Below are 12,535 nucleotides of genomic sequence, written 5' to 3'. Positions count from 1 at the left end.
TTGTCGGGTAACACAGGCTGAGCAGGGAGGCGCAGAAGCGGCAGCTCAACCTAGCATCCGTTACCGATGGTTGCGTGCCTTGGGCAAACTCAAGCTTGGTTGGGTGGGGGCAGTACAAAAGTCCTGTCGCGGCGCTCGTCTGGCTGCAGTGCAGACTAATCGGGGTTGGCTAAGCTTTCTTGCATGCCGGGCGTGGACATACCGCTCCAGACGAATTTATGAAGCTAAAGCCTGAGCTTAGTCGTCGGGTTTGGTTAAAATTTGTGCTATTATCCGCGCCCGTGAAAATCCATGAACCCTTCGGTTAACGTCATGCAAGCAGTCAAGCCATTATTCGATTATCCAAAATACTGGGCCGAATGTTTCGGACCAGCACCTTTCCTGCCGATGAGCAGGGAGGAGATGGATCAGCTTGGCTGGGATTCGTGTGACATCATCATCGTCACTGGCGATGCTTATGTTGATCACCCATCGTTTGGCATGGCGATTATTGGTCGTTTGCTTGAAGCTCAGGGCTTTCGTGTCGGCATCATCGCGCAGCCTAACTGGCAGTCGAAAGATGACTTCATGAAGCTTGGCGAGCCGAACCTGTTCTTCGGCGTCGCGGCCGGCAACATGGATTCGATGATCAACCGCTACACCGCGGATAAAAAGATTCGTTCGGACGACGCCTACACCCCAGGTGGCCAAGCAGGCAGCCGTCCGGACCGTGCCAGCCTGGTTTATAGCCAGCGCTGCAAAGAAGCCTACAAGCATGTGCCGATTGTACTTGGCGGTATTGAGGCCTCCTTGCGCCGTATCGCCCATTACGATTACTGGCAGGACAAGGTTCGCCACTCGATCCTGATTGATGCCTGCGCTGATATCCTGCTGTACGGCAACGCCGAGCGTGCAGTGGTTGAGATCGCCCAGCGCCTGTCTTACGGGCAAAAGATCGAAGACATCAGTGATATTCGCGGTACCGCGTTTATTCGCCGTGACACGCCTGAAGGCTGGATGGAGATCGACTCCACACGCATCGACCGTCCGGGCAAGATCGACAAAATCATCAACCCGTACGTGAACACCCAGGATACTGCGGCCTGCGCCATCGAGCAGGAAAAAGGCCCGGTTGAAGATCCGAACGAGGCTAAGGTCGTGCAGCTGTTGCCGCACCCACGTCTTGAACGTGACAAAACAGTCATTCGCTTGCCTTCATTTGAGAAAGTTCGCGGCGATGGCGTGCTCTATGCTCACGCCAACCGCGTGCTGCACTTGGAAACCAATCCGGGTAACGCTCGCGCGCTGGTGCAGCGTCATGGCGAAGTCGATGTCTGGTTTAATCCACCACCGATCCCAATGACCACCGAAGAGATGGATTACGTGTTCGGTATGCCGTACGCACGTGTTCCGCACCCGGCGTACGGTAAAGAGAAAATTCCGGCTTACGAGATGATTCGCTTCTCGGTGAACATCATGCGTGGCTGCTTTGGTGGCTGTACTTTTTGTTCGATCACCGAGCACGAAGGCCGGATTATCCAGAACCGTTCCGAAGAGTCGATCATTCGCGAGATCGAAGAGATCCGTGACAAGGTGCCAGGCTTCACCGGGGTCATTTCTGACCTCGGCGGCCCGACCGCCAATATGTACCGCATTGCTTGCAAAAGCCCGGAGATTGAAGCCGCGTGCCGTAAGCCGTCGTGCGTGTTTCCTGGCATTTGTGAGAACCTCAATACCGATCACTCATCGTTGATTCAGTTGTATCGTTCGGCGCGTGCATTGCCGGGGGTGAAGAAAATCCTGATCGCATCCGGCCTGCGTTATGACCTTGCGGTTGAGTCGCCGGAGTACGTCAAGGAGTTGGTCACTCACCATGTGGGTGGTTACCTGAAGATCGCGCCGGAGCACACCGAAGAAGGCCCGCTGAATCAAATGATGAAGCCGGGCATCGGCAGCTACGACAAGTTCAAGCGCATGTTCGAGAAGTACTCGAAAGAGGCGGGTAAGGAGCAATACCTGATCCCTTACTTCATCGCTGCGCACCCGGGCACCACCGATGAAGACATGATGAACCTGGCGCTCTGGCTCAAATCCAATGGCTTCCGTGCGGATCAGGTTCAGGCCTTCTATCCATCGCCAATGGCGACGGCAACGGCCATGTATCACTCGGGTAAAAACCCGCTGCGCAAGGTGACATACAAGAGTGATGGCGTGAGCATCGTTAAAAGCGAGGCTCAGCGTCGTTTGCACAAGGCTTTCTTGCGTTACCACGACCCACGCGGCTGGCCAATGCTGCGTGAAGCGCTTGAGCGTATGGGCCGCAGTGACTTGATCGGCAATGGCAAGAATCAGCTGATTCCAGCGTTTCAGCCAGCGGTTGACGGCTATCAAAGCGCCCGTCGCAAGAATTCGACGCCAGCCGGTAGCAAGAAAGTCGGCAAGCCAATGCTGACTCAACACACCGGCCTACCGCCGCGTGCCAGCGACGGCAGCAAACCTTGGGATAAACGTGAGCAGGCGAAAGCAGCTGCCTTCGCCAAGAACCAGGAAGCGGCCAGAGAACGCGCCAGTGCGAAGAAAGGTAGAGGCAAGAAGCCAACCAAGGCGCCTGCCGTTCCACGTTAAGCGTAAGAGCTGAACGTTTCTAGTTGAGTTGGATGCATCAAAAAAGCCGGATCGGGGAAGCCCATCCGGCTTTTTTGATTTCTGTGTCATTGCCACACGGGCGTGATTAGGGCGACCCACGACTGCTGGTTAGCCCAGCATCAGGCGCCAATATCGGCTCACCTCAATAGATGAGCCGCCCGCTTATCAACGACCCTCAACCGTAGCGCTTCTGCGCCTCAATCGCCAAACCATTACCGATGCTGCCGAAGTTATTGCCTTCGACATGGCGCGCGTTGGGCAGCATGGCCGCAACGCTTTGACGTAGCGCAGGAATGCTGCTGGAGCCGCCAGTAAAGAACACGGTGTCAACATCCGTCACACCGACGCCTGCGCTGCTTAGCAGTTGGCTGACGCTGGCGCGAATGCGTTCCAGCAGTGGTTCGATAGAGGTGTCGAACAGCTCACGGCTCAGCTCCGCAACCAGGCCCGGCTCAACGCGCTTGAGGTCAATCGGCCGCACATCTTGTTCGGTCAGTTCTATCTTGCTGTCTTCCACCTGCATGGCCAGCCAGTGCCCGGCGCGTTGCTCAATCAGCTTGAACAGGCGATCGATTCCGGTTGGGTCGACGATGTCGTAGCGCATGCTTTTTAGCGAGAGCTGCGATTTCTGCGCGTAGACCGCGTTGATCGTGTGCCACGTTGCCAAGTTGAGGTGAAAACTGGTTGGCATCAACGCATCGCTTTTCATGCGGCTGCCATAACCGAACAGCGGCATCACCCCTTGCAGGCTCAGCTGTTTGTCGAAGTCGGTGCCGCCGATGTGTACGCCGCCAGTTGCGAGAATATCGTCATGGCGCTCGGCAACAGCTCGGCGTTCGGGAGACAGGCGCACCAGCGAGAAGTCTGAGGTGCCGCCGCCAATATCGACGATCAAAACCAACTCTTCCTGGTTGATGGTGCTTTCGTAGTCGAATGCGGCTGCAATCGGCTCGTACTGAAAGGATACGTCTTTAAAGCCGAGCTTGTGGGCAACGGCGACCAGGGTGTTTTGTGCTTCTTGGTCGGCAACCGGGTCATCGTCGACGAAAAACACCGGGCGACCGAGCACCACCTCTTCAAATGGTCGATCAGCAACGGCTTCAGCGCGACTTTTCAGTTCGCCAATAAAGAAGCCAAGCAAGTCTTTGAAGGGCAATGCACTGCCGAGCACGGTGGTTTCGCTTTTCAGCAACTTTGAGCCAAGCAGGCTTTTCAGGGAACGCATCAGGCGTCCCTCGTATCCTTCAAGGTATTCGTGCAAGGCCAGTCGGCCGTAGACCGGGCGACGCTCCTCAAAGTTAAAGAAAATAACCGAGGGCAGGGTGATCTTGCCATCTTCGAGCTCGATCAAAGCATCGGCGCCAGGGCGCTGCCAGCCGACGGTTGAGTTGGAGGTGCCGAAGTCGATGCCGCAGGCGCGGGCTGGAGTAGAAAAAGACATGCTGCGCGCTGTTCCTGAAAAACGGCCGCGCATTCTATGCGAGGTGGCTCACGAATGCTCCCCATGTGTTGTGCTTTGCGACAAATTAACGCTGCTGAGGGTTAACTGAGGCTTAGAATTAATTGAAGCTTAGAGTTAACTTAAGCTGAGGGTTATAGCGGCGAGAATGCCGTAGCGTGCAGTTTTTGCGATGCTTACCAGCAACAGGAAGCGCCACAATGGCTCGCGCATGATGCCTGCGACCAGCGTCAATGGGTCGCCAATGATGGGTGTCCAACTGAGCAGCAGGCTCCAGCGGCCGTAACTCGCGTAAAAGTTCTGAGCCCGCTGTAACTGGTCTGCACTCACTGGAAACCAGCGGTGCTGACGGAAGCGCTCGATGTAGCGACCGAGCCACCAGTTGATCACCGAGCCGAGGACATTACCGACACTGGCTGCGATTAGCAGTAATAGAACAGAGTAATCTTTACTCAGCAACAGGCCAACGAGCAGCGCCTCGGATTGCAGCGGCAGCAAGGTCGCCGCACCAAATGCTGACAGAAATAAACTTAGGTAGATCGACAGGGCTAGCACACAGGCGGGGATCGCAGGTTTAAAGGCTAGCGTTTATCTGCGCAGAAACTGTGCAGATAAACGCAACAGAACAATCCCGATACGGGGTGCTCACTGCTGGTGCTCAGGACTGTTTGTCTTTTTCAGTCTGGTGCATGATTTCTTCCAGCTTGAGGCCCGTCAGGCCATGAATCGTGCGCCACAGGTAATAAAAGATCGCCATCATCATGATCATCGACGGGATTGCGATCATTGGGTAGCTGAGCAACGTCAGGCGGCCCAACTCGTCGTTGAAAGCCTCACTGCCTGCCGGGCTGACAACAATCCAGCGGGCCATGATGTAATTCATCACCGATGAGAAAAAGAACGTACCGCTGAGCAGGTATGTGGCTCTGAGCAGGCGCGCTTCGAACAACTGGGTGTTGCCGCCTTCCTCAAGCCGCTCTTGAATCTTGTCGACATTGAGCACGGTTTTGTTAAACAGCATCGTGCGAATTAGCGGGTAGCGCGTGCGCGTCGACACCAACACGGCAATACCGATCACGCCCGGTACGGCCGCTTCTTTGATCGCGAGCCATTGGGTATTCAAGTGAAGTAAACCAATGCCGCCGGTGAGAATCACACTAACCAAGCCAAGCAAGGCAATAAAGTTGAACTTGCGGTATTTGATCAGCTCGAATGCGCCCCAGCCGATAGGGAAGGCCAGAGCCAGCAGCAACGCGCCGTCTGGGCCAAGCCTCGCCTCGCCACTGAGCTTCATCAGCACCAGTGACGGTATGACGATGCTGACGAGTAAATCGATTAGTGGGCGGGGTTTGTGTTTAGGTGCTGAGGTTTCAATAGTGTCGATCATATCTGTCATAGCGCTGAGTTGAACCGCGATGATGGCCTGCTTGGGCCTTCTCGGCTAGCCCGATTATCGGTTGAAGTGTGTGATTTTTGTTCAGTTGGTCAATTGAACAAAAATCAATAGTCAGTTTTTGGGGTGAAAATTGTGCTCAATTGGGCCATGTTATGGCCTGTAAACTGCTTTTGGTAGCTATCAGGTAGATATCAGCAAGGGGGGGGGCTCAGCCTCATGATTTTGTTCCGTCATGCTGTGGATTTTTCTAATCTGGCCGATAGATTTCAAATGGATGTAATGCACAGGCGTGTATGGACGTCTAATTATGGCGCAATGCTTTAAGTGTCTGCAGTAAATGGCTACCGTCAAAATTTGTGGGTAAGGGGTTGGCTTGATGCGTTCTTTGCAGCGAAAGATTGTCGCAGTGATGCTCATGAGTCTGTGTACTGCCGGTGCCAATGCGAACTCGAGCAGCAATGCGAAGATACGATTGTTCACTGAGGAGGCTGCACCGCTCGCGTTTACAGAGGGAAATCAGTCACGGGGTATGTCGGTAGAGATTGCTCGCGAGTTGATTCGCCGTACTGGCAGCGATGATGCGGTGATAAAGATCAGACCTTGGGCGCGCGGTTACTACAAGGCACTGCATGACCCCAACACCGCAATCTTCTCGACGGTGCGTACGCCTGAGCGCGAAGAGCTGTTTCAATGGGTCGGCCCTATTTTGGTCGGCACCACCAGCTTTTACTCGTTGAAGTCGCGTGCCTTGGAGATCAATACCCTGCAAGACGCCAAGGCGAGTGGCCCGTTGGCCGTACCTAAAAAATGGTACACCTTTGATGCATTAAGTGAGTTGGGCTTCGACAATCTATACGGCGTGGCCACCGCTAAAAATATGGTGACCATGTTGAAACATGGCCGGGTTAAGCTGATCGCCACTCAGGACGTCACGCTCAAAGATGAACTTGCCACGGGTGGCCTGAAGGTTGCAGAGGTGCAGAGCCATGTGCCGTTTATGCACTCGGTTTATTACATCGCTTTCTCGTTGAGTACAGCCCCTGAAATTGTCGCCACCTGGCAAAAGGCTTTTGATGACATGCGGCGTGACGGAACCTACGCGATCATTTTAAAGCGTTGGTTGCCTGATGCAGACCCTGAGCAAAGTGTGCCGCTCCCTTAATTGGGAAATACCTGTCTAGCTCGTTTAAAAAGCCAGAGTTGCCCTCGCACCAGCGTGTGGCGAAAGACAGGTAATCGAGCGTCGTTTCAATATTAGTTTTTTGGAAAATACAGTCTATGCCAATCATGCAACGTGCTTCCCACCATGAGCTGCGCAGTGCTTTTCGCGCTTTGCTCGCCGCAGATAGTTGTTTTCATACCGCTTCGGTTTTTGATCCGATGTCTGCTCGGATCGCTGCCGACCTGGGTTTTGAGGTGGGTATCCTCGGTGGTTCGGTGGCCTCATTGCAGGTAATTGCCGCGCCAGACTTTGCCTTGATTACCCTCAGCGAATTTGTCGAGCAGGCCACCCGTATTGGCCGTGTCAGCCGCTTGCCGGTTATCGCTGACGCCGACCACGGCTATGGCAATGCGCTTAATGTCATGCGCACGGTGGTTGAGCTTGAGCGGGCGGGTATCGCCGCGCTGACCATCGAAGACACCCTGTTGCCTGCGCAGTTCGGGCGTAAATCGACTGACTTGATCAGCGTTGCAGAGGGCGTGGGGAAAATTCGGGCGGCGTTGGAGGCGCGAGTTGATCCAGAGTTATCGATCATTGCCCGGACCCACGCGGGTGTACTCAATGTCGACGAAGTGATTAGTCGCACAGTGGCGTATCAACACGCAGGGGCCGACGGCATCTGCATCGTGGGTATTGAAGATTTCGAGCACCTTGAAAAAATTGCTGAGCACTTGAGCGTGCCATTAATGCTGGTGACTTACGGCAACCCGAAATTGCGTGATGATGCCCGTTTGGCCAAGCTTGGCGTGCGTATCGTGGTTAACGGCCACGGCGCTTATTTTGCTGCGATCAAGGCGACCTATGACTGCTTGCGCGAGCAACGTGGAGCGGTTGCATCGGAGCTGAGTGCTTCGGAATTGGCGCTCAAGTACACCCTGCCTGAAGAGTACATTGTCTGGGCAGAAGAGTTTATGGACGTCAAGGAGTAACCTGAGCAGACGATCTGCGCTTGTCAAACGCTCTGGTTTGGCGCATACCCTAGTGACTCAAACTTCTTTCTCAGGAGGTTTCCATGGCTGGCGGTTGGGCAAATGATGGTGCGGTGCAAGAGCAGATAGACAGCAGTATCGAAGATGCTGTCGCGCGGGCGCGCAGCCAGTTACCGCAAGGCGAGAGCCTGCTCACCTGTGAGGAATGCGATGCGCCGATTCCACAGGCGCGGCGTGAGGCCATCAAAGGCGTGCGCCTGTGTGTGGTCTGTCAGGCTGCAGAGGATAAAGCCAATGCTGGAGTGGCTGGCTACAATCGCCGCGCCAGTAAGGACAGTCAGCTACGCTAGTCCCCCGGTTCAAGATTCTGGCACAAGGCCCGCGATTGCGGGCCTTGTTGTTTTCGCAGTATGAAGACAAACCGCAGAGGCTTCCTAAAATAGGAAGTAGCGCTGGGCCATTGGCAAGACCTCTGCTGGCTCACACCAGAGCAACTGGCCATCAGCTTTCACTTGATAGTTCTGTGCATCGACCTCGATATTCGGCAGGTAGTCGTTGTGGATAAGATCGCTCTTCTTTACCTCACGACAGCCTTTGACCACCGCGATCTGTTTCTTCAGCCCGAGCTGTTCGGGAACCCCGGCTGCCATGGCTGCCTGGCTGATAAAGGTCAGGCAGGTGGCATGGCGTGAGCCGCCGTAACTGGCAAACATGGGGCGATAATGCACAGGCTGCGGCGTCGGGATCGAGGCGTTGGCATCGCCCATCAAGCTGGCGGCAATCGCTCCACCTTTGATGATCAAGGTCGGTTTAACCCCGAAAAACGCCGGGCGCCAGAGCACCAGGTCGGCCCATTTTCCAACTTCAATCGAGCCGACTTCGTGGCTAATGCCGTGAGTGATCGCCGGGTTAATGGTGTACTTGGCGATATAGCGCTTGATGCGGAAGTTATCGTTGCCCTGACCGTCACCGGGTAAAGCGCCGCGCTGTTGTTTCATCTTGTCGGCGGTCTGCCACGTACGGGTGATGACTTCACCGACGCGGCCCATGGCCTGGCTGTCGGAACTGATCATCGAGAAGGCGCCAAGGTCATGCAGGATATCTTCGGCAGCGATGGTTTCACGGCGAATACGGCTTTCAGCGAATGCTACGTCTTCGGCAATGCTTGGGTCCAAGTGGTGGCAAACCATAAGCATATCGAGGTGTTCATCGATGGTGTTTTTGGTAAATGGCCGGGTCGGGTTGGTCGAGCTTGGCAGCACGTTGGGGAAGCCACAGGCCTTGATAATGTCGGGCGCGTGACCGCCACCGGCACCTTCGGTGTGGTAGGTGTGAATGGTGCGGCCTTTGAATGCGCCCAAGGTTGTTTCGACGAAGCCAGACTCATTCAGTGTGTCAGTGTGGATTGCCACCTGTACGTCGTACTGATCGGCAACGCTCAGGCAGTTGTCGATAGCCGCTGGCGTGGTGCCCCAGTCTTCGTGCAGTTTGAGGCCGATGGCACCGGCTTTGACTTGCTCGATAAGCGGCTCCGGCAGGCTGGCGTTGCCTTTGCCTGTGAAGCCGATATTCATTGGAAAAGCATCGGCCGCCTGCAGCATGCGCGCCATGTGCCAGGGGCCAGAGGTGCAGGTGGTGGCGTTGGTGCCCGTTGCAGGGCCGGTGCCGCCGCCGATCATGGTGGTGACGCCGCTCATCAGCGCCTCTTCAATCTGCTGTGGGCAGATGAAGTGAATGTGGGAGTCAATGCCGCCCGCGGTGAGGATCATGCCTTCGCCGGCAATTACTTCGGTGCCCGCACCCACGGCAATGGTCACATCCGGCTGAATGTCAGCGTTGCCGCCTTTGCCGATTGCGGCGATACGGCCGTCCTTGATGCCGACATCAGCTTTGACCACGCCCCAGTGATCGATGATCAGTGCGTTGGTGATCAGGGTATCTACCACATCCTTGGCGCATAGCTGACCCTGGCCCATGCCGTCGCGGATTACTTTGCCTCCGCCGAATTTCACTTCTTCACCGTAGTGGGTGAAGTCTTGTTCAACCTCTGCCCAGAGCCCGGTATCGGCCAAACGCACTTTGTCACCCACGGTTGGGCCGTACATGTCTGCGTACGCTTGTCTGCTGATTTTCATCAAATATGTCCTGTGTCTGACTGGCGTATCAAAGGCCACCCATGATTTGTCCGGCAAAGCCGAACACACGGCGATGCCCGGCTAGCTCAACCAGCTCAACTTGACGCGATTGACCCGGTTCAAAACGCACGGCGGTGCCTGCCGGAATATTCAGGCGCATGCCCCGTGCGGCTGCGCGGTCAAACGTCAGTGCATCATTGGTTTCGAAGAAGTGATAGTGCGAACCCACCTGAATCGGGCGATCGCCGCTATTGGCCACGGTAAGGCTAATAGTCCGCCGACCCGCGTTGAGTTCAATATCACCAGGCTGGATTTGGTATTCACCTGGAATCATGTGGGTTGTCCAATGGTTTTGAAGTAGATAGCCGTCGCTGTATAGCGCCCGTCCGGACTTTGGCAGTAATTGGGCAGTTCACCGACCCGCTGGTAACCCTGGGCGCGGTAAAATACTTCGGCTGGAGAGCCCGCCTCGGTATCCAGATAAAGCAGGCCGCGGTTTTGTTTTATAGCTTCTTGTTCGAGAGCCTGAATCAATTGCTGGCCCAGGCCGTGACGACGAGCGTGATTCAAGACCAACAGTTTTTGCACCTCGGCGCGGTTGCGGCCATTGGCTTTTTGGCACAACGCGAGTTGCACGCAAGCCAGCACCTGCTCACTGTCGACCACCACCCATAGCAATACGCTGCCATCATTAACGCCGGCCTGAACACTGTTGATGTAGTCGCTAGCCTCGGTTTCGCTCAAGCCAGCCATGAAGCCGACTGATGCGCCGTGTTGGACTGCATCGAAGAGCAGTTCAATCAGGCCCTGACGATAGTGGGCAAAGCTTTCCGGGTGGACGCGACGTAATTGAGCAGTTTTCATCAGGCGTTATTCCTTGTCGTCATCGTGCGTCTGTTCTTCTGCGTTTAGATTGAGCTGCATGAAAGTCAGATCCAGCCAGCGATCAAACTTGCGGCCCACTTGCGGCATTTGCCCGGTAACGCTAAACCCCAGCTGTTTGTGCAGGCGAATCGAGGCGCGGTTTTCGCTCTCAATGGCTGCGACCATCACATGCAGGTTGGCACTGCGTGCACGCTCAATCAGGGCTCTCATCAGCGCCGGGCCGATACCCAGGCCTCGTTGGTCAGCGCAGACGTAAACCGAGTGTTCAACGGTATGCTTGAAGCCTTCAATGCTGCGCCATGAGCCATAGGTGGCATAGCCGACCAAGCGCCCGGTGCTATTGCGCGCGGCGAGCACCGGAAACTTCGCGCCCTGCCGTTCGCGCAGCCAGATACGGCGGTTTTCCAAATCAACCGTTGTTTCGTTCCAGATAGCGGTGCTGTTGAGCACGGCATCGTTATAAATCGCCAGCAGCTCAGGTAGATCATCTTCGGTTGCGTTATCGATATTCACGCGAAGCTCCTCGGTGCAATGCGGCTATCAGGCGATTGGCTGGTGCACGGTGACCAATTTGGTACCGTCCGGAAAGGTCGCTTCAACCTGAATTTCTGGGATCATTTCCGGTATGCCTTCCATCACTTGATCGCGACTGAGCAGGGTAGTGCCAAAGTGCATCAGCTCAGCAACGGTCTGGCCGTCGCGCGCACCTTCGAGCAGCGCCGCAGAGATCAGTGCTATGGCTTCCGGGTAGTTGAGTTTTACCCCGCGGGCCAAGCGTCGCTCGGCCACCAGCCCGGCAGTGAAAATCAGCAGTTTGTCTTTTTCCCGTGGAGTTAAATCCATCTGTGTTTCTCCAACCTACGAGGCGTTAACATTTTCTAGAGGTTCCTCAGGTGTTCCAAATGCGTGGAGGTACTGCTGCGCGGCCAAGCACGGCTGGGCGTAAAAGCTGCCATAGCTGTATCAGCCAAGCACGTGCATGCAGGGCTTCTCGGGCTAGGCAACGAGCAACCAGCATGCCCGGCAACTGGCTGAGGTCGCCGCGTAATTCTAGGTCATTGGTCGCGGCAAGCTCGCGGCAGCGCTCCAGCAATTCCGGGTCAATGTCTGCACTTAGCAACAGGGTTGCAAACACCGGGCTGCCATCGAGGCCAATCGGCGAGTCCAGCAGACCATCGGCACCCGTTATGCGTTGGCGCTCATGCCAGAGCAACTCGCCGTCACGCCGGATATTGAGTTCGGCCTGAAAGTGGCCTAGATCAAAGCGTTCATGGCTGGCCGGACGGCCCAGGGCAACTATGTCCCAGTAAAATAGCCTGGCATCGCCGATCAATTCGATAGTGCTACTTAGCTCCGCTTGAGCGGCGCTGTAGACAATGGTTTCTTGCGGTAACCATTCCAATGTCGCACCGGCTTCAACCCGTATATTCAATTGCTGATAAGCCGGGCTCGCGGCGCGATACCATTTGGCGGCGCCGGGGCTGGTTAATTGTGCCCAGGCGTTCTCGCCGAGGTTAACCTCGATATCCAGGCGATCACCTCCGGCAATTCCACCCGGAGGGTGAACGATAATGTGCTGACACACTTCTGGCCCCTCGGCGTACAGGTGTTTCTGTACCCGCAGCGGGCCTTTGTGGCGGCGCATGACCGGACGTGTAGTGTCGGCATCACGCGCATAGCCAAGCTCCAGCTCGGCGTGCCAGCTGGGCGTGAAAATGCCTTGGTCAAGGGGTGCATTCATAACAGTTTGGTTGCCACGGTCATCATTAGGGAACCTCTGAAAAACTACTGCGCTCGATATTACGGCGTTAAAAAACTGCTCAAAATGCTCATTTAGGCCACTAAACTCCGTTTTTTCGCAGTTTTTTGCCTTGTACTCTCGTC

13 protein-coding genes are annotated in these 12,535 nt (G+C 55.5%); 4 read left to right on the top strand and 9 right to left on the bottom strand.

Features of this window, described 5'->3' with window-relative positions:
- The first annotated feature begins 312 nt into the window (after positions 1–312).
- Complete coding sequence (locus B9K09_RS19465; protein ID WP_087519185.1) at positions 313–2,604, top strand: YgiQ family radical SAM protein; 2,292 nt, start codon at positions 313–315, stop codon at positions 2,602–2,604.
- Positions 2,605–2,800: 196 nt separating this feature from the next.
- Here the strand turns inward: B9K09_RS19465 and B9K09_RS19460 are convergent, their stop codons facing one another.
- From B9K09_RS19460 to B9K09_RS19450, 3 genes are all read right to left on the bottom strand, one after another.
- Positions 2,801–4,066, bottom strand: a complete 1,266-nt coding sequence (locus B9K09_RS19460) for an Hsp70 family protein (RefSeq protein ID WP_087518357.1) — start codon at positions 4,064–4,066, stop codon at positions 2,801–2,803.
- A 135-nt stretch (positions 4,067–4,201) separates the two neighbouring features.
- Positions 4,202–4,639, bottom strand: a complete 438-nt coding sequence (locus B9K09_RS19455; RefSeq protein ID WP_177408682.1) for a YqaA family protein — start codon at positions 4,637–4,639, stop codon at positions 4,202–4,204.
- A 103-nt stretch (positions 4,640–4,742) separates the two neighbouring features.
- Entirely contained in the window at positions 4,743–5,471 is a 729-nt protein-coding gene (locus tag B9K09_RS19450; RefSeq protein WP_087519182.1) for a VC0807 family protein, read from the bottom strand.
- A 385-nt stretch (positions 5,472–5,856) separates the two neighbouring features.
- Between B9K09_RS19450 and B9K09_RS19445 the strand changes: the two genes are divergently transcribed.
- From B9K09_RS19445 to B9K09_RS19435, 3 genes are all read left to right on the top strand, one after another.
- Positions 5,857–6,642, top strand: a complete 786-nt coding sequence (locus tag B9K09_RS19445; RefSeq protein ID WP_087518356.1) for an ABC transporter substrate-binding protein — start codon at positions 5,857–5,859, stop codon at positions 6,640–6,642.
- A gap of 125 nt (positions 6,643–6,767) precedes the next feature.
- Positions 6,768–7,631, top strand: coding sequence for an oxaloacetate decarboxylase (locus B9K09_RS19440; RefSeq protein WP_087519181.1), 864 nt, complete (start codon positions 6,768–6,770; stop codon positions 7,629–7,631).
- Positions 7,632–7,714: 83 nt separating this feature from the next.
- Complete coding sequence (locus B9K09_RS19435; RefSeq protein ID WP_087518355.1) at positions 7,715–7,981, top strand: DksA/TraR family C4-type zinc finger protein; 267 nt, start codon at positions 7,715–7,717, stop codon at positions 7,979–7,981.
- A gap of 84 nt (positions 7,982–8,065) precedes the next feature.
- Here B9K09_RS19435 and ureC read toward each other — a convergent pair whose 3' ends face one another.
- From ureC to B9K09_RS19405, 6 genes are read right to left on the bottom strand one after another with little or no spacing between them, the layout of a single operon-like run.
- Entirely contained in the window at positions 8,066–9,766 is a 1,701-nt protein-coding gene (gene ureC / locus B9K09_RS19430; protein ID WP_087518354.1) for an urease subunit alpha, read from the bottom strand.
- A gap of 28 nt (positions 9,767–9,794) precedes the next feature.
- Entirely contained in the window at positions 9,795–10,100 is a 306-nt protein-coding gene (locus B9K09_RS19425; protein WP_087518353.1) for an urease subunit beta, read from the bottom strand.
- Positions 10,097–10,630, bottom strand: a complete 534-nt coding sequence (locus B9K09_RS19420) for a GNAT family N-acetyltransferase (protein WP_087518352.1) — start codon at positions 10,628–10,630, stop codon at positions 10,097–10,099. Before B9K09_RS19420 ends, B9K09_RS19425 begins: the two co-directional genes overlap by 4 nt.
- A gap of 6 nt (positions 10,631–10,636) precedes the next feature.
- Complete coding sequence (locus B9K09_RS19415) at positions 10,637–11,164, bottom strand: GNAT family N-acetyltransferase (RefSeq protein WP_087518351.1); 528 nt, start codon at positions 11,162–11,164, stop codon at positions 10,637–10,639.
- Positions 11,165–11,191: 27 nt separating this feature from the next.
- A complete protein-coding gene (ureA, locus tag B9K09_RS19410) occupies positions 11,192–11,494 on the bottom strand; it encodes an urease subunit gamma (protein WP_087518350.1) in 303 nt (100 codons plus the stop codon).
- A gap of 46 nt (positions 11,495–11,540) precedes the next feature.
- A complete protein-coding gene (locus B9K09_RS19405; RefSeq protein ID WP_087518349.1) occupies positions 11,541–12,392 on the bottom strand; it encodes an urease accessory protein UreD in 852 nt (283 codons plus the stop codon).
- Between the last annotated feature and the right edge of the window lie 143 nt (positions 12,393–12,535).

The sequence above is a fragment of the Pseudomonas sp. M30-35 genome (genome assembly GCF_002163625.1).
Taxonomy (GTDB): Bacteria; Pseudomonadota; Gammaproteobacteria; order Pseudomonadales; family Pseudomonadaceae; genus Aquipseudomonas.
The sequence above is the reverse complement of the archived record's forward strand: the minus strand, read 5'-3'. Positions and strand labels throughout refer to the sequence as shown.

Coding starts and splice junctions, on each gene's coding strand:
- B9K09_RS19460 (WP_087518357.1), bottom strand. CDS start 4,066: ATGTCTTTTTCTACTCCAGCCCGCGCCTGCGGCATCGACTTCGGCACC.
- B9K09_RS19405 (WP_087518349.1), bottom strand. CDS start 12,392: ATGAATGCACCCCTTGACCAAGGCATTTTCACGCCCAGCTGGCACGCC.
- B9K09_RS19420 (WP_087518352.1), bottom strand. CDS start 10,630: ATGAAAACTGCTCAATTACGTCGCGTCCACCCGGAAAGCTTTGCCCAC.
- ureA (WP_087518350.1), bottom strand. CDS start 11,494: ATGGATTTAACTCCACGGGAAAAAGACAAACTGCTGATTTTCACTGCC.
- B9K09_RS19465 (WP_087519185.1), top strand. CDS start 313: ATGCAAGCAGTCAAGCCATTATTCGATTATCCAAAATACTGGGCCGAA.
- B9K09_RS19450 (WP_087519182.1), bottom strand. CDS start 5,471: ATGATCGACACTATTGAAACCTCAGCACCTAAACACAAACCCCGCCCA.
- B9K09_RS19445 (WP_087518356.1), top strand. CDS start 5,857: ATGCGTTCTTTGCAGCGAAAGATTGTCGCAGTGATGCTCATGAGTCTG.
- B9K09_RS19425 (WP_087518353.1), bottom strand. CDS start 10,100: ATGATTCCAGGTGAATACCAAATCCAGCCTGGTGATATTGAACTCAAC.
- B9K09_RS19435 (WP_087518355.1), top strand. CDS start 7,715: ATGGCTGGCGGTTGGGCAAATGATGGTGCGGTGCAAGAGCAGATAGAC.
- ureC (WP_087518354.1), bottom strand. CDS start 9,766: ATGAAAATCAGCAGACAAGCGTACGCAGACATGTACGGCCCAACCGTG.
- B9K09_RS19440 (WP_087519181.1), top strand. CDS start 6,768: ATGCAACGTGCTTCCCACCATGAGCTGCGCAGTGCTTTTCGCGCTTTG.